16 protein-coding genes are annotated in these 15,362 nt (G+C 54.0%); 7 read left to right on the forward strand and 9 right to left on the reverse strand.

The annotated features are described in order from the left end of the window. Positions 1 to 172 precede the first annotated feature (172 nt). A complete protein-coding gene (gene yoaI, locus AAE045_RS18480; RefSeq protein ID WP_455548958.1) occupies positions 173 to 280 on the forward strand; it encodes a small membrane protein YoaI in 108 nt (35 codons plus the stop codon). Positions 281 to 396: 116 nt separating this feature from the next. Continuing rightward, positions 397 to 843, forward strand: coding sequence for a peptidoglycan-binding protein LysM (gene lysM, locus AAE045_RS18485; protein WP_455548959.1), 447 nt, complete (start codon positions 397 to 399; stop codon positions 841 to 843). Positions 844 to 889: 46 nt separating this feature from the next. Here the strand turns inward: lysM and dgcJ are convergent, their stop codons facing one another. Continuing rightward, positions 890 to 2,371, reverse strand: a complete 1,482-nt coding sequence (gene dgcJ, locus AAE045_RS18490) for a diguanylate cyclase DgcJ (protein ID WP_455548960.1) — start codon at positions 2,369 to 2,371, stop codon at positions 890 to 892. 143 nt (positions 2,372 to 2,514) lie between these two features. After that, entirely contained in the window at positions 2,515 to 2,706 is a 192-nt protein-coding gene (locus AAE045_RS18495; protein ID WP_455548961.1) for a hypothetical protein, read from the reverse strand. Positions 2,707 to 2,984: 278 nt separating this feature from the next. Here AAE045_RS18495 and AAE045_RS18500 point away from each other — a divergent pair, with 278 nt between their 5' ends. Continuing rightward, positions 2,985 to 3,647, forward strand: a complete 663-nt coding sequence (locus tag AAE045_RS18500) for a hypothetical protein (protein ID WP_455548962.1) — start codon at positions 2,985 to 2,987, stop codon at positions 3,645 to 3,647. Between the two features lie 47 nt (positions 3,648 to 3,694). On the opposite strand, the gene AAE045_RS18505 is transcribed toward AAE045_RS18500, so the two are convergent. Together AAE045_RS18505 and yeaG are read right to left on the reverse strand one after the other, a co-directional pair. After that, entirely contained in the window at positions 3,695 to 4,978 is a 1,284-nt protein-coding gene (locus AAE045_RS18505; protein ID WP_455548963.1) for a YeaH/YhbH family protein, read from the reverse strand. A gap of 72 nt (positions 4,979 to 5,050) precedes the next feature. After that, positions 5,051 to 6,985: a protein kinase YeaG gene (gene yeaG, locus AAE045_RS18510; RefSeq protein WP_202307395.1), complete on the reverse strand. Its 1,935-nt coding sequence runs from the start codon at positions 6,983 to 6,985 to the stop codon at positions 5,051 to 5,053. Positions 6,986 to 7,401: 416 nt separating this feature from the next. Here yeaG and AAE045_RS18515 point away from each other — a divergent pair, with 416 nt between their 5' ends. Together AAE045_RS18515 and AAE045_RS18520 are read left to right on the forward strand one after the other, a co-directional pair. After that, entirely contained in the window at positions 7,402 to 8,148 is a 747-nt protein-coding gene (locus tag AAE045_RS18515) for a MipA/OmpV family protein (RefSeq protein ID WP_455548964.1), read from the forward strand. Between the two features lie 77 nt (positions 8,149 to 8,225). Continuing rightward, positions 8,226 to 9,077, forward strand: coding sequence for an aldo/keto reductase (locus tag AAE045_RS18520; RefSeq protein ID WP_455548965.1), 852 nt, complete (start codon positions 8,226 to 8,228; stop codon positions 9,075 to 9,077). On the opposite strand, the gene AAE045_RS18525 is transcribed toward AAE045_RS18520, so the two are convergent. Further along, a complete protein-coding gene (locus AAE045_RS18525; protein ID WP_455548966.1) occupies positions 9,074 to 9,961 on the reverse strand; it encodes a D-hexose-6-phosphate mutarotase in 888 nt (295 codons plus the stop codon). The two genes, AAE045_RS18520 and AAE045_RS18525, sit on opposite strands and share 4 nt — an antisense overlap. 79 nt (positions 9,962 to 10,040) lie before the next feature. Continuing rightward, complete coding sequence (gene gapA / locus AAE045_RS18530) at positions 10,041 to 11,036, reverse strand: type I glyceraldehyde-3-phosphate dehydrogenase (RefSeq protein ID WP_455427864.1); 996 nt, start codon at positions 11,034 to 11,036, stop codon at positions 10,041 to 10,043. A 345-nt stretch (positions 11,037 to 11,381) separates the two neighbouring features. On the opposite strand from gapA, the gene msrB reads away from it, so the two are divergent. Together msrB and AAE045_RS18540 are read left to right on the forward strand one after the other, a co-directional pair. Next, positions 11,382 to 11,795: a peptide-methionine (R)-S-oxide reductase gene (msrB, locus tag AAE045_RS18535; protein WP_455427865.1), complete on the forward strand. Its 414-nt coding sequence runs from the start codon at positions 11,382 to 11,384 to the stop codon at positions 11,793 to 11,795. A 43-nt stretch (positions 11,796 to 11,838) separates the two neighbouring features. Then, positions 11,839 to 12,114, forward strand: a complete 276-nt coding sequence (locus AAE045_RS18540; protein ID WP_455549021.1) for a YeaC family protein — start codon at positions 11,839 to 11,841, stop codon at positions 12,112 to 12,114. Positions 12,115 to 12,185: 71 nt separating this feature from the next. Here the strand turns inward: AAE045_RS18540 and AAE045_RS18545 are convergent, their stop codons facing one another. The 3 genes from AAE045_RS18545 to ansA form a co-directional block, all read right to left on the reverse strand. Then, positions 12,186 to 13,457, reverse strand: coding sequence for a glycoside hydrolase family 18 protein (locus tag AAE045_RS18545; RefSeq protein WP_455548967.1), 1,272 nt, complete (start codon positions 13,455 to 13,457; stop codon positions 12,186 to 12,188). A 195-nt stretch (positions 13,458 to 13,652) separates the two neighbouring features. Next, complete coding sequence (gene pncA, locus AAE045_RS18550) at positions 13,653 to 14,288, reverse strand: bifunctional nicotinamidase/pyrazinamidase (RefSeq protein ID WP_455548968.1); 636 nt, start codon at positions 14,286 to 14,288, stop codon at positions 13,653 to 13,655. Positions 14,289 to 14,297: 9 nt separating this feature from the next. After that, the gene (gene ansA / locus AAE045_RS18555) at positions 14,298 to 15,314 is read right to left on the reverse strand and encodes an asparaginase (protein WP_455548969.1); all 1,017 of its coding nucleotides are present in this window, start codon (positions 15,312 to 15,314) and stop codon (positions 14,298 to 14,300) included. Between the last annotated feature and the right edge of the window lie 48 nt (positions 15,315 to 15,362).

Here is a 15,362-nt window from a genome sequence, read left to right on the forward strand (position 1 = left end):
ACTCTACCTGCCGCGCTTTAATTTCGCTTCGCTTTTTCACCGCGCCGCATTTTTTTGTGCAAGTGTCCGAATGCCCGAGCCGGGCGGCGGCCTGCATCATAAATATGCAACAGAGGGCTGTTATTACTTGCTCCAGCGGCCCGACTAATCAGGCCTGACGTGGGAGAGTGAGATGAACGATCCGCTGTTTTACGAGGTGCTCTATATTACCGGTGCTTTTATCGCGATGATTAGCGCGCTGGTGGCATCGGTACTGCTGCTCGAGCGCTATCGCTGGTAACTCCCCTGAGTGGAAACGATTCTTAACGGGCATTCTCCTCGGCCCGCTCGGGCCTCTGCTAAACTTAACCCCGTAAGTTTTCGCTATTCTGTATTTCAACCAGAACTGGAGGATGTATGGGTTTAATCAGTTTCGTGAAGGAAGCAGGTGAAAAGATACTCCACGCGGTCACCGGTACGGCGCACGCCGCGGATCAAAACGAACTTCTCAAAGAGCACCTGAAGAAAACAGGGCTGCAGGACGCCGACAAAGTTGACGTTAAGGTAGAAGACGGCAAGGCGGTGGTCACCGGCGAAGGGTTAAGTCAGGAAGCAAAAGAGAAGATCCTGATTGCCGTCGGCAACGTCGAGGGAATTGCAGGCGTTGAAGATAACGTCAAGGTGCAGGATGCGGCAGAAGAAAGCCAGTACTACACCGTGAAATCAGGCGATACGCTGAGCGCTATTTCAAAGCAGGTTTACGGCGATGCGAATCAGTACAACAAGATTTTTGAAGCTAATAAGCCGATGCTGAAAAGCCCGGATAAAATCTATCCGGGGCAGGTACTTCGCGTACCTAAATAGCCCCAGTAACATAATCATCATTGGCGCGCGGGCGCGCTGATGGTGGTTATGCCTGTTTTTGCTGCTTATTGATATAAAGCTGTTTATCCGCAGCCTTATACATATCCTTCAGGGTGTCGTCTGGGCGCATGGCAGCCGCTCCCCAGGAAAAGTGAATGCGGCCCGTACCGTCGAGCTGGCTGACGTTATGCTCGATGCGCTGAATTAATTTTGGCGTCTCTTCGAAAGGGTAATTCACCAGAATCAGCATAAATTCATCCCCACCCAGACGAACCGGGTAGTCACTTCCGCGCACGGAGTTTTTGATCGCCTGGGCGAGGGTAACGATCGCCCGATCGCCTTCATCGTGTCCCCATGTATCGTTAAGCATTTTTAGCTTATCGCAGTCCAGCGCAATAAAAGTGACCGGGTTATCGGCCGCAATGGCCCGCTGAAGACGGGACTCCAGGCTTTGGGTCAATATTTTACGGTTATATAGGCCCGTCATTGTGTCGCTGATATTCTCCCGGCTCACGTGATGATAATGCCGGAAGTGCAGCCGTACTAATTGCAGCAGGGCCGCCGTAGAAAGAAGATAAAACAGAATGATTTTCCAGGACGAAAGAAGGAAATACCGCACGTCCAGAGAAAGCCTTACCTGCATGCCCTTTGCAAAGTTATGCGTATGGGTAACATAGTTGAAAATAGATTTTTTACTGCTGAGGACGTTTATCTGCCGCTGGCTGTGGGTATCCTTAATTTTAATATCCAGATTGCGGGAAACCAGCGGGCGGTCGTAGGGATAGAAAATATCCTGTAGATTATTCAGGCTATAGTCAGAAACAACAATACCTTTTAATTTCCCGGCCACGTACACCGGCGACATAATGCTCATGATATTTTTATTGCGAAACGTGTCGTGATAAATCTTCGGCACGGCCTTGCTGCTGGACATAAAGCCATTTAATACCGTTGTGTCAACGTTAAGCCTGCCGTATTTCAGAAAGTCGCGCGGCGTGAGAGTGAAGGCGTCGGTGCTGATAAACGAAGAGGTATAAATATATTTATTTTGCAGATCGACATAATAGGTGATGTGCCGGTTCTTAGCGCGTGCCTGCTTTTCACTGGCGTCGGTCTCATCCGGCAGGTTGGCCTTATCAAAGGCGGTGAGCTGGGGAATATCCTGCGCCCAACCGTGACAGTCATTCGCCAGCGTCTGGAAGGTGCCTGACAGCAGCGGGGAGTGCCGGTGATTAAGGTTGATCCCCCTGACCAGGCCACTGTATTCCATCTGCGCGCAGATCTGCCGCTGCTGGTAAGACGACAGCGGCGGCGTAGGCGTGTTAAAACGGCGTGTCAGGTAGCTCGCTATATTCTGATTCTGGTATTTATCAGCCAGCAGCGCCGATTCGGCCTTTTCCACGATGTAGTACATATAGGCATTCATCGAGCGGTAGCTGTTCATAAGCTCGTAGACAAAAAACGTCGAGGTGAAAGCAACCACGCCGAGCGAGATGAGCCCGCGGACAACCTTATGCTTTAACATCATGGTAACAGAACTCTGAGTGATGGCTTAATGAGCGACGAGGTAGTCTAGCACAGGGGAGGTATTACTGGTTTGCCAGATGTGGCATGGGCAGGAGAGATTTATTTAATAATAAGGTAGGGCTATTTAAGCCCTTACCGGAATTCTTACTTGTCTTTTTTATGAATATCGAGACAGGTAATCGTGGCCTCTTTGCCATCTTTATTCGTGACCGTCACTTTCTCGCCAGCCGCTTTGCCTTCGCAAGGGTTGGTGCGCTGAGGCGCGGTTTCGGCAGCAAAAGCGGAGGTGGTAACTGCTGCCAGAACGGCTGCCAGAATAATAGACTTCTTGATCATGATATTTCCTTTTTGATGTGGTTAATTCCGCAGATGATTCTAATGGCTGAACTAAATATTACTGTTAGGTTCTGTGTGTGAATGTTAATGAGAGGTTTTTGCAATTTAAATTTAAACAATTATAGGCTTGCAACGGTTTTGGTTTTCTCAATATTTATATTTAAATAAAATTATCGCACTAATAACAGGATGACAGTGAGGCAAAACACTTATGGCTTAATGTTATCTTAATCTTTATTCCATACTTGCCTCGTATTTATTAACGGGCATCGATTATTATGAAAATAAACACCACGCTTACACCTGCGACCGCATTGCTGGCGCTGTTCGCCTGCATAATCCCTTTTGCCGCAAATGTGCATATTCCCCTGCTGCATGGCCGCACGGTTACCTGGATTGAGAATTCGCAGGCCGTTCTGCTGCTGCTGGGGGCGGTCATCACCTTCAGCTATATGAAGCCGTTTGAGCTGCCGGAAGGCTCCAAAAAATTCTGGCTGTGGTCCGCCCTGTGGTGGGTCGTCCTGCTTGGGCGCAGCACCAGCTGGGGACGCGATTACTTTCCTCATCTGCCGCATTTCGTTTTCAGAAGCATTTCGGTGGTGCTGATTGGCGCTCTGTTGCTCTCCGTCATCCTGTCAAAGCAGCTGCGAAAAGAGATTGGGCTGCGGCTGAATAAGCTCAGCATCCCCGTCTGGACCTGCCTGCTGGTGGTCGCAACCTTTTTATTAGCGGACACGGTCGAGCATCACCGCCTGCTGGCGCCGTTGTTCCTGCACAGCGAAAAGTATCAGGATCTGACGGAAGAGCTTTATGAGACGCCGTTTATTATCGGCCTGCTGCTTATTTCGTTCGATTTTATGAAGCAGGAAGTGCAGTACAAGAGTACGTTTAGCGAGGCTATGCTTGCGCTGCAGTATCGTCAGTCGATGAGAAAGGCGTGAGAAAAAATCGGCCAGCGAAAGGGTATCCGCTGGCTGATTTGATTGAGTTAATTATGGGAATCTGAAGTTTGCTTCTGAAACAGCTCCCGGAACACAGGATAAATATCGTCCTGATCGCGGATGTGCTGCATGGCGAAGTTATCGAACGTTGACTGCAGGTTCTCGTACTCGCGCCATAGCGTCTGGTGCGCGCGACGGGTTATTTCGATATAGCTGTAATAACGCACCACCGGCAGCAGTTTCTTCGCCAGGATCTCATGGCACAGCGGGGAGTCATCGGCCCAGTTATCGCCGTCCGAAGCCTGGGCGGCGTAGATGTTCCACTGCGCCGGGTCATACCTCTCTTTCACGACTTCATCCATCAGCTTCAGGGCGCTCGACACGATGGTGCCGCCGGTTTCCTGCGAATAGAAGAACTCGTGCTCGTCCACTTCTTTTGCCTGGGTGTGGTGGCGGATATAGACCACCTCGACGTTTTTATAGGTCCGGCTAAGGAACAGATAAAGCAGGATGTAAAAACGCTTCGCCATGTCCTTCGTCGCCTGGTCCATGGAGCCGGAGACGTCCATCAGGCAGAACATTACGGCCTGGCTCGACGGCTCGGCACGCTTTTCGTAGTTTTTATAACGCAGATCGAAAGTGTCGATAAACGGCACGCGCTTGATTTTATCGCGCAGCTCGGCGATCTCCTTGCGCAGCCGTTCTTCCTCCAGAAGCTGTGCGGGTTCGCTTTTGCTGACGATTTCCAGGCTGTCTTCAAGCTCATGCAGCGCCCGACGCTTGCCAGCCGTCATTGCCGTACGCCGCGCCAGTGAGTTTTGCAGCGAGCGCACCACGGCGATATTAGCCGGCACGCCGTTGGACGTGTACCCGGCACGGTGCGTTTTGAACTCGTTGAGCTGCCGGTGCTGATTTTTCTTCAGGTTGGGCAGGGCGAGATCCTCAAACAGCAGGTCGAGGTATTCATCTTTCGAGATCTGGAAAACAAATTCGTCCTGGCCTTCACCGTCCTGGCTTGCCTGCCCCTGTCCGGCGCCGCCTCCGCCACCGCCGCCCTGCGGGCGTTCGATGCGGTCATTCTGCACGAAGTGATCGTTGCCGGGATGGACGCGATGGCGCAGTCCGCCTCGTCCCTGGTGAAACATCGGTTCGCTGATATCTTCACTGGGGATGGAAACAGATTCGCCGCTGTCGACGTCGGTGACCGAACGCTTGTTGATGGCCCCGGAGATCGACTGTTTGATTTGCGCTTTGTAACGGCGCAGGAAGCGCTGGCGGTTCACCGCGCTCTTGTTTTTGCCGTTCAGTCGCCTGTCAATAAAATAGGCCATAGTTCCCCCAAACTTCTTTGCCAACTGCGCAGGGGTGCCACGGCTGTGGCACCCGGTGGTGACTTAAGACGTTTATGAAGATTTGCGCACCCGCAGATACCATTCGCACAGCAGACGGACCTGTTTACGGGTGTAGCCTTTCTCCATCATACGATCGACAAAGTCATCGTGTTTCTTCTGCTCGTCGGTCGAGGTTTTGGCGTTGAACGAGATAACGGGCAGCAGCTCTTCGGTATTCGAGAACATTTTCTTCTCGATGACCGTGCGCAGCTTCTCGTAGCTGGTCCAGTTAGGGTTACGACCATTATTGTGGGCGCGGGCGCGCAGCACGAAGTTAACGATTTCATTACGGAAATCTTTCGGGTTGCTGATGCCGGCTGGTTTTTCAATTTTTTCCAGTTCCGCATTCAGGGATTCACGGTCAAACAGCTGGCCGGTATCCGGGTCGCGGTACTCCTGATCCTGGATCCAGAAGTCAGCATAGGTCACATAACGGTCGAAGATGTTTTGCCCATACTCTGAGTAGGATTCCAGGTACGCCGTCTGGATCTCTTTGCCGATAAATTCGGCGTATTTCGGGATCAGATAGCCTTTCAGGTGTTCAAGATACTTCTCGGCGATATCCTGCGGGAACTGCTCGCGCTCAATCTGCTGTTCCAGAACGTAGAACAGGTGTACCGGGTTAGCCGCCACTTCCACATGGTCAAAGTTGAACACGCGGGAAAGTATTTTAAACGCGAAGCGCGTCGACAGCCCGTTCATCCCTTCGTCCACACCGGCGTAATCGCGATACTCCTGGTAGGATTTCGCTTTCGGATCGGTATCCTTCAGGCTTTCACCGTCGTACACCCGCATTTTGGAGTAGATGCTGGAGTTTTCCGGCTCTTTCAGACGCGACAGAATGGAGAAGCGCGACAGGGTTTCCAGCGTGCCCGGGGCGCAGGGCGCGTGGGACAGCTCGCTGTGATTAAGCAGCTTCTCGTAGATTTTGATCTCTTCGGAGATGCGCAGGCAATAAGGCACTTTGACGATGTATACGCGGTCAAGGAACGCCTCATTGTTTTTGTTATTTCGGAAGGTCACCCACTCTGATTCGTTGGAGTGCGCAAGGATAATGCCGTTGAACGGCAGGGCAGAGATCCCCTCGGTGCCGTTGTAGTTCCCCTCCTGGGTTGCGGTCAGCAGCGGGTGGAGCACTTTAATCGGCGCTTTGAACATCTCGACGAATTCCATGATGCCCTGGTTCGCCCGGCACAGCGCGCCGGAGTAGCCGTAGGCATCCGGGTCGTTCTGCGCGTGGTTTTCCAGCTTACGGATATCCACCTTACCGACCAGCGCCGAGATATCCTGGTTGTTCTCGTCACCCGGTTCGGTTTTGGCAATGGCAATCTGCGCCAGAATTGACGGCCAGACTTTTACCACGCGGAATTTAGTGATATCCCCGCCGAACTCCTGCAAACGTTTTGCCGCCCACGGCGACATAATGGTGCCGAGGTAGCGGTTAGGCACGCCGTACTCTTTTTCAAGTATCGACGCATCTTCCTGAGGATTAAACAGGCACAGCGGGTGGTCATTCACCGGGCTGCGCTCGCCGTTGGCGCTCAGAGTATAAATAGGCACCCGCTGCATCAGCGCTTTCAGGCGTTCGGCAAGAGAAGACTTACCGCCACCCACCGGCCCCAGCAAATAGAGGATCTGTTTCTTCTCTTCCAGACCCTGGGCGGCGTGTTTCAGGTAAGCAACGATCTGTTCAATGGCTTCTTCCATGCCATAGAACTCTTCAAAGGCCGGGTAGCGGGAGATAACCCGGTTCGAAAAGAGACGGGATAGCCGTGGCTCCGTGGCAGTGTCCACCATCACTGGCTCACCGATGGCCATCAATAGCCTTTCTGCCGCGTTGGCATAGGCACTGCGATCTTGCTTACAGATGGCAAGAAATTCCTGCAGTGTGAACTCTTCGTCCTTGGCAGCTTCATAACGCTGGCGATAGTGATCGAATATATTCATGGCATGCCGTCCTTTCGTTTTTAGCACAGGTTAGAGAGCCGAAGGTAATAGTAATGGGGGCTCCCGGAAGACGTATTCTGAGTACAGCAACCCTTATGCCAACTTCTCTGTCGTGGTGCTGGTGGGACTGTCGTCAGAGGAATTCACCTTCTTAAAATAAAGCGTAGATGGCATTTGCAAAACTTGCATACGGCCGCGGGCCAATTTCAATGACATATCAATAACTCATCCTAATATATCTGCGCAGAGAGTAAGCGCTTTCATACGGGCGTCACAAAACTGACAGCCAGTCGTCATGTTCATCCGTGATGGTATGTTGTTTGAATGCTAACAATGATCGGTAAAATATTTGGGATACGCGGCGGAGGCGGTTACACTGCCAGCGCTGATTATTTGATTAAAGGACTTAATGGATTGTGAGCAAATTCAAAATTCTGGCAATAGGGGCTTTTGTCGCCTCATCTTTTACGGCAGCCCATGCCGAAGGCCCGTGGTCGTTAGGCGCAGCAGTGCTGGTGACCCCGAATCCTTATAAAGGCGATCAGGACCGGGTATATCCGGTGCCAATGATTGGTTATGAAGGGGAAGACTTCTTCCTGCGCGGCTTTAACGCCGGTTATTACCTGTGGAACGATAAGGTCGACAAGCTCGCAGCGATCGTTTACTACGATTCACTGCACTTCAAACCGAAAGACAGCAACTACAGTAGCATGCGCTCGCTCGACAGCCGTAAATCGACGATGATGGGCGGGCTCTCCTACGTCCACAACACCGATTATGGTTTCCTGCGCACCGTGCTGGCAGGCGACATGCTGGGTAACAGTAACGGTATCAACTGGGATATGGCGTGGCTGTACCGTTATAACACCGACCGTCTGACTCTTACGCCGGGCATCGGCGTGCAGTGGAGCAGCGAAAACCAGAACGAATACTACTATGGCATCAGCAAGAAAGAGTCCAGCCGCAGCGGACTGCGTTCGTACGATCCGGACGACAGCTGGTCGCCATACGTGGAGCTTTCCGTGAACTATAAGCTGACGGACAGCTGGAACGTCTTCGGGATGGGCCGCTACATCCGCCTGGCCGATGAGGTCACGGACAGCCCGATGATCGAGAAGCAGTGGACCGGGGTGCTCCTCACCGGGATTACCTACAGTTTCTGATGGTGCAATCTGTGCATTATCACGGGGCGCTTGCGCCCCGTTTGCATTATGGTGGTGCAACCGAATAAGGAGGCGTCATGACAAAGCAAATTCAATTCTCACACGCTCAGGCACTACCCGCTATCGGACAGGGCACGTGGTATATGGGTGTTGATCCGGCGAAACGTGCGGATGAAGTCCGTGCACTGCAAATGGGCATCGATCTGGGCCTGCGGCTGATCGACACGGCGGAAATGTATGCCGACGGCGGCGCGGAGCTGGTTGTTGGTGAGGCTATGGCCGGACGCCGCGACGACGTCTTTCTGGTTTCAAAAGTGTATCCCTGGAACGCGGGCGGGCAGCGGGCTGCTGCGGCCTGCGAGGCGAGCCTTAAACGCCTGAAGACCGACTATCTCGATCTCTATCTTCTCCACTGGCGCGGCGAGATCCCGCTGGAAGAAACCGTTGCCGTGATGGAAACCCTGAAGCAACAGGGAAAAATCCGCCGCTGGGGCGTGTCAAATCTGGACGCCGACGATATGCAGGAATTACTGAGCATTGAGGGCGGGGGTGAGTGCGCGACTAATCAGGTGCTCTATCATCTGGCTTCACGCGGTATCGAGCATGATTTACTGCCGTGGTGTCAGCAGCACGCAATCCCGGTAATGGCCTATTGCCCGCTGGCTCAGGCCGGCCGCCTGCGTAACGGGTTGTTTAATCATCCCCGGCTCAACGAGCTGGCGGCGGAGAAGGGCGTCACAATGGCGCAGCTTCTGTTAGCCTGGGTAATCAGCCACGAGGGCGTGATGGCAATCCCCAAAGCGGGAAGCACCGAACACGTGCGGGAGAATGCCGCGGCGCTGGCGGTTGAGCTAAGCGAGGATGAACTGGCGGTGATGGAAAAGGCGTTCCCGGCGCCGGGCCGCAAAACGCCTTTAGATATGGTCTAGCTCTTTTTCGCGACGCGCAGCGTAGCCGCCAGGCGAGAAGGTTTGTCAGCGGTGGCCTTTTGTGACGTTGTCACGCATGCGGTTTCAACGCAGACAAAAGTTTTGTAGCCGTCATCCGGCATATCGCCCATGGAAACGGACAGCGCAGGGCCCGGGTTCCAGCCCACCACGTTGCTCTGATGATGGTGCACAACGTCGATGGTGCGTTTCAGGCTGGCGTCGTGGATCACGCTGCAGTCGTCTGCCTCAAGGTAGAGGCGGTCGGTGCGGTCCGGGAAGGTCTGCACGCCGTCGGCCAGTTCGCCTTTCGCGCCGTCCAGCACTTTATCGATGTAGGGCTTGCCGAGGCCGCTGACCTTAACCGCGCTGATATCACCGACGGTGAAATAGGTGTGCAGGGCTGCGGTTGTTTCGAACTCACCGTGTGCTTCCAGCTCCATTTCGCAGGTTTTACCGAGTCTGAAACGGGCATACAGCGTGAAGTCGTGCGGCCACAGTTTGCGGCTCTCTTCGCTGCTTTGCAGCTCGAAGGTCAGCGACACGCCGTTTTCATCTTCGTTATGGGCGCTCAGCGTCCACGGCAGATTGCGGGCGAAACCGTGCGCGGGCAGATCTTTCTGTTCTGCCGGGCCAAACCACGGCCAGCAAATCGGCACGCCGCCGCGCAGGGCCTTGCCGTGTTTAAACGGCGTGATGTCGCTCAGCCACAGTACTTCTTCCTCACCCGCTGGCTGCCAGGAGAGCAGGTGCGCCCCCTGTAAAGCCACGGATGCGCGAACCTGCGGATGGTCGACAACAATCACGTCCAGCTCGTCCTGCTTGCGAAGTGAGAGAACCGGAGCGATCTGTTCAATAACCGGAAGGGCAAAAATTTTAGTAATCATTGACTCAACCTATATATCGAAAGCGAAAAAAAAGGCGACCGTGATGGTCGCCCTTATGGAATCAACTGCTCATCTCAACTTATTTAGAGATGTGGGCAATCAGGTCCAGTACTTTGTTTGAGTAGCCAGTTTCGTTGTCGTACCAGGAAACCAGTTTCACGAAGTTGTCGTTCAGTGCGATACCAGCTTTAGCATCGAACACGGAAGTGCAGATTTCGCCGTTGAAGTCAGTAGAAACAACGTCGTCTTCGGTGTAACCCAGAACGCCTTTCATTGGGCCTTCAGAAGCCGCTTTGATTGCTTTCTTGATTTCTTCGTAAGACGCTGCTTTTTCCAGACGAACGGTCAGGTCAACAACAGACACGTTTGGAGTTGGAACGCGGAACGCCATACCAGTGATTTTGCCGTTCAGCTCTGGCAGAACAACGCCTACAGCTTTAGCAGCACCGGTAGAAGAAGGAATGATGTTCTGAGCTGCGCCGCGGCCGCCGCGCCAGTCTTTGTGAGACGGGCCATCAACAGTTTTCTGAGTTGCGGTGGTAGCGTGAACGGTAGTCATCAGACCTTCAACGATACCGAAGTTGTCGTTGATAACTTTAGCCAGTGGAGCCAGGCAGTTAGTGGTGCAAGATGCGTTAGAAACGATGTCCTGACCTTCGTATTTATCGAAGTTAGCGCCTTTAACGAACATTGGCGTTTTGTCTTTAGAAGGACCAGTCAGAACAACTTTCTTAGCGCCAGCAGTGATGTGCTTACGAGCGGTTTCGTCAGTCAGGAACAGACCAGTTGCTTCTGCAACAACGTCAACGTTGACTTCGTTCCACTTCAGGTTAGCCGGGTCACGTTCTGCGGTAACACGGATAGTTTTGCCGTTAACAACCAGGTGGCCGTCTTTCACTTCTACAGTACCGTTGAAACGACCGTGAGTGGAGTCGTACTTCAGCATGTAAGCCATGTAGTCTGCGTCTAACAGGTCGTTGATTGCAACGATTTCGATGTCAGAACGTTCCTGAGCAGCACGGAAAACAATACGGCCGATACGGCCAAAACCGTTGATACCTACTTTGATAGTCATATATTCCACCAGCTATTTGTTAGTGAATAAAAGGTTGGCTGTAAAATTACAAAAACCTTACGCAGCGTCAAGCGGAATCGTGTCAATCATTGCGACAAATCAATCATCGGAGCAGCAATTGTACGATAAAACCGCTTCACGTTTCCCTTTGAGCTTCTAAGCACATGGGGGCGGTTTAGGACATTTTAAAGGGCATCAGATACAAAAATGTGACTGCGATCACATATGATGCCGGGCCAGAAATTCAGGGCTAAGTTTAGATCAAAAAGCCGCGCGGCGTTGTTAATTTTTTGTTAGAATCATACTGTTATCTGTAACAGTTGCAACCGCATGAGACCTACGCCCATGGCTAACCAATTACCCCCTGATTCAGCGAAGAAAAATCTCAACGAGATGCAGTTTTACGTCACCCAGAAACATGGCACCGAGCCGCCATTTTCCGGGCGGCTGCTGCACAACAAGCGGGAAGGCGTTTACCACTGCCTGGTCTGCGACGCGCCGCTGTTTATGTCCGACTCGAAATACGACTCGGGCTGCGGCTGGCCCAGCTTCTACGAGCCGGTCAGCGAGACGGCTATCACCTATATCAAAGACTTTTCCCACGGCATGGAGCGGGTCGAAATTCGCTGTGGAAACTGTGAAGCGCACCTGGGGCACGTTTTCCCGGACGGTCCGCAGCCTACGGGCGAGCGCTACTGCGTCAATTCCGCCTCGCTGAGCTTCACCGACGAGGAAAACGGCGAGCAGACTGAAGGGTGAAGAATCGATTCAGCAAATTATTCCACAGGAAGCGTAAATCATGATGAATCTGGACGAAATGTTGGCCTCGATGACCCCGGAAGTTTATCAGCGGCTGATGACCGCCGTTGAGACGGGCAAATGGCCGGACGGCGTGGCGCTGACGCCGGAACAGAAAGAGAACAGCATGCAGCTGGTGATGATGTGGCAGACCCGCCATAACAGCGATCCGCAGCATATGACCATCGGCACCGACGGCAATATCGTGATGAAGAGCAAGCAGCAACTTAAGGCGGATTTCGGCATTGAGCCTGCGCCAATTGTGACGGTAAAGCTGTAGCGTTTTATCGGTGGATGAATCGACCAAGCGTTTAAACCCTCTCCCGCAGCGGAGAGGGTTTAGTGTGACGGTCAGTGTTTTGTCTTAATCCCCAGCGTTTCCGCAAGCTGCTTCGCCAGCTGGTTGTTATCGTCCGCGCCATACTCCCAGAACATCGCGCCGCCTAAACCTTTACTCTTGATGTACTCGCCTTTAATCGCCACCGATTTTGGATTCTCATAGGAGATGGCAAACAGATCTTTGCCGTCGGCAGACTTCATCGTCAGGTAAGGCACTTTTGCATCGTCATCCCAGCGCTCGGTAAAGCGCTTCTGCGGATCGTTGAGCAGTTTGCTGACGATGTCGTTGTACTTAAAGTAGCTGTCTTTGGTGAGATCTAACCCGAATGAAGAGAAGACGGCCCTTTCTGGCGCGCCGAAGTAAGGCTGGGTAACCGGATGTTTGGCGGCATCCGCCTTGTCCCAGTCAATGCCAGGCTCCGTGGCTCGTTTTGGGACGCGGCCATAGAAGCCAATCCCCAGGTTCATCTGCGAAGGCTTCAGGCCAGCGGCCAGATAGTTGTTCACCACGAAGTCGGCGCTGTATTTATCCGCAGCGGCGACGGTCGGCCAGGCTTTCGAATCGTACAGGTTCGAGTTGAAGTACTGCGTGCCGTACGCCATGTCGTAGGTCATCAGGTTGATGTAGTCCAGCGCGGGCGCAATGGCCTTCACGTCGACCCACTCTTTTGGACTCTGCACGTTGGCCCCAACGGCGATGGTCAGCAGTTTCTCTTTGCCCAAAGCCTGGCGCAGCTCGTTGAGCAGGGCGGTGAAGTTGTCGCGGTCGGCTTTGGTGGCGTCCACCAGCCCCCATGCGCCGTTAATCGGGTACTCCCAGTCCAGGTCGATGCCGTCCAGGCCATATTGCTTAATGACGTCCTGCGCGGACCTGATGAACACCGCGCGGCTTTCAGGCGTGGCGGCCGCACCGGAGAAGCCCCGGGCGCCCCAGCCGCCGACCGACAGCAGCACCTTCAGCTGCGGGTTCTGTTTACGCAGCTGCGGAACCTTTTGCAGATCGGACATCACTTTTGGCGACAGCCAGATCTGGTGCAGCTTCGCGGCATCCTTCAGGGCGGCGTTGGTTTCGCCTTTTTCATCGTTGTAGATCAGGCCAAACGAATAATTGAGGTGGGTTATCTGGCGGACATCAAGCTTGTCGATATCGCCGCCGGGACCGGCGGTAACGTCGCCGCCGCCGTTGAAGTAGCCGACGGAAAGATAGTTTTCTGCCTGGGCCGCACTGGCCCAGACGAGCTGCATGACTGCCAGCAGCGGCAGCAGCTTGCGCGTGAATTTCATAGCGGTTCCTCTTTGACGGACAATACTGGAAAACCTGCTCACATCGTGGATCCACAACGAGCAGGTGAAAATCAGCTAAGGCGCTGAATAAGTAAGCAAGATGATTATGAGAGCGCTCTCATTCAAGCGCGAGGAAAGAAAGTTAAAAATGAGAGCGGCGTCGAAAAGTAACCGGGCGCGGGCTGCGCCCATAATTTACTGGCAGAAGAAATCAGAGAGGGTCATCAGCGCCGCGCCCGCGGCGGACATATCCTGGAAGGCGAGCAGGCTGTCCTGCGGGGAGATGTTGACGCCACGGCAGCCATCGGTGATGACCGTTACCTCGTAGCCGAGGTCGAGCGCGTCCAGCACCGTGAATTTAACGCAGTAGTCGGTGGCGAGGCCAAGCACAACCAGCGTTGAAACGTCGCGCTCGCGCAGCCAGGCATCAAGGCCCGTTTTCTGACGGCGGCCGTTATCAAAGAAGGCGCTGTAGCTGTCGATGGCAGGGTTTTCACCCTTGTGAAAGATTGCATCGATGCTTTCCGCCTTAAGCAGCGGATGCAGGGCCGCGCCATCGCCGTTCTGGATACAGTGATCCGGCCACCAGGTCTGGGGATAGCCGTCCAGTTCGCCCTGCGTATACGGCTCGGTGGCCTGCACGCTGGCAAAGCTGCCGTGGTTCGCCGGATGCCAGTCCTGGGAGGCGATAATCAGCTCGCCACGGGCCTTCGCGTAATCGATCATCGCGTTAGCCACGTCGATGGTGCTGTCGCCTTCCGGCACGGCCAGCGCGCCGCCCGCGCAGAAATCATTCTGCAAATCTACCAGTAACAATGCACGCTTATTCATGGGCTCTCCTCACTCGTCCGGCGTCAGTTCGCCACGCAGGTTGCAGGACATTGCTTCGCGGATGGCCTGTACGTCCAGCCCCTGGCTAAGCAGATAGTGCAGTTTGGTCAGCGTGGCTTCCACCGTCATATCATAGCCGCTAATCACTCCCGCCTGGGCCAGCGCGTTGCCCGTCGCGTAGCCGCCCATATTCACCTTACCGGACATGCACTGGGTCAGGTTAACCACCACAATGCCCCGCGAGCAGGCTTCCTGAAGCTCTCTCAGAAACGCGCCGTGCTGGGGCGAATTGCCCACGCCGTAGGAGCGAAGGATCAGCGCTTTAACCGGCTGGCGCAGGAAGTTACCCACCACGTCGGCGGAAATCCCAGGATAAATGGTCACCACGCCAATCGGCTGCGGGGTGATAGGGTGAACGATAAGCTCGCCCTCACCGTGCGGCGCAGCGGGGGTATTAAGACGACGAATATGAATGCCTGCCTCCAGCAGCGGAGCGAGGTTCGGGGAGGCGAAGGCGTCGAAGCCGTCGGCATGGGCTTTGGTGGTGCGGTTCCCGCGATAGAGACGGTTGTTGAAGAACAGCGTCGCTTCGTTGATTGGGAAATTGGCCGCCACGTAGAGCGAGTTCAGCAGATTGATCTGCCCGTCGGAGCGCAGCTCCGCCAGCGGGATTTGCGATCCGGTGACGATAACCGGCTTGCTGAGGTTCTCCAGCATAAACGACAGCGCGGAGGCGGTGAACGCCATGGTGTCCGTACCGTGCAGGATCACGAAGCCGTCGTACTCGTCGTAGTGGGCTTTGATGTCGTCGGCGATATGCTGCCAGTCTTCCGGCGTCATGTCCGAGGAGTCCATCAGCGGCTGGTATTCATGAATGGTGAAGTCGGGCATCTCCTGGCGATGGAACTCAGGCATCAGCGCCAGCTGGCGCTGGAGGTGGCCGGAGACCGGAATATAGCCGTGTTCGGAGCGCTGCATACCGATGGTACCGCCGGTATAGGCAACGTAGATGGATTTTTTTTGCATGAGTGGACTCAGGGCTTTTTACATTATGGGGCGCAGTATAAGGGGCTG

The sequence above is a fragment of the Dryocola clanedunensis genome (assembly GCF_038405435.1).
GTDB classification, from domain to species: Bacteria; Pseudomonadota; Gammaproteobacteria; order Enterobacterales; family Enterobacteriaceae; genus Dryocola; species Dryocola clanedunensis_A.

Bases quoted from the DNA above. Each gene is read 5' to 3' on its own strand.
- msrB (WP_455427865.1), top strand. From the start codon at position 11,382: ATGGCTAACCAATTACCCCCTGATTCAGCGAAGAAAAATCTCAACGAG.
- pncA (WP_455548968.1), bottom strand. From the start codon at position 14,288: ATGAATAAGCGTGCATTGTTACTGGTAGATTTGCAGAATGATTTCTGC.
- gapA (WP_455427864.1), bottom strand. From the start codon at position 11,036: ATGACTATCAAAGTAGGTATCAACGGTTTTGGCCGTATCGGCCGTATT.
- AAE045_RS18525 (WP_455548966.1), bottom strand. From the start codon at position 9,961: ATGATTACTAAAATTTTTGCCCTTCCGGTTATTGAACAGATCGCTCCG.
- yoaI (WP_455548958.1), top strand. From the start codon at position 173: ATGAACGATCCGCTGTTTTACGAGGTGCTCTATATTACCGGTGCTTTT.
- AAE045_RS18505 (WP_455548963.1), bottom strand. From the start codon at position 4,978: ATGGCCTATTTTATTGACAGGCGACTGAACGGCAAAAACAAGAGCGCG.
- dgcJ (WP_455548960.1), bottom strand. From the start codon at position 2,371: ATGATGTTAAAGCATAAGGTTGTCCGCGGGCTCATCTCGCTCGGCGTG.
- AAE045_RS18545 (WP_455548967.1), bottom strand. From the start codon at position 13,457: ATGAAATTCACGCGCAAGCTGCTGCCGCTGCTGGCAGTCATGCAGCTC.
- AAE045_RS18495 (WP_455548961.1), bottom strand. From the start codon at position 2,706: ATGATCAAGAAGTCTATTATTCTGGCAGCCGTTCTGGCAGCAGTTACC.
- ansA (WP_455548969.1), bottom strand. From the start codon at position 15,314: ATGCAAAAAAAATCCATCTACGTTGCCTATACCGGCGGTACCATCGGT.
- AAE045_RS18500 (WP_455548962.1), top strand. From the start codon at position 2,985: ATGAAAATAAACACCACGCTTACACCTGCGACCGCATTGCTGGCGCTG.
- AAE045_RS18520 (WP_455548965.1), top strand. From the start codon at position 8,226: ATGACAAAGCAAATTCAATTCTCACACGCTCAGGCACTACCCGCTATC.
- AAE045_RS18540 (WP_455549021.1), top strand. From the start codon at position 11,839: ATGAATCTGGACGAAATGTTGGCCTCGATGACCCCGGAAGTTTATCAG.
- lysM (WP_455548959.1), top strand. From the start codon at position 397: ATGGGTTTAATCAGTTTCGTGAAGGAAGCAGGTGAAAAGATACTCCAC.
- yeaG (WP_202307395.1), bottom strand. From the start codon at position 6,985: ATGAATATATTCGATCACTATCGCCAGCGTTATGAAGCTGCCAAGGAC.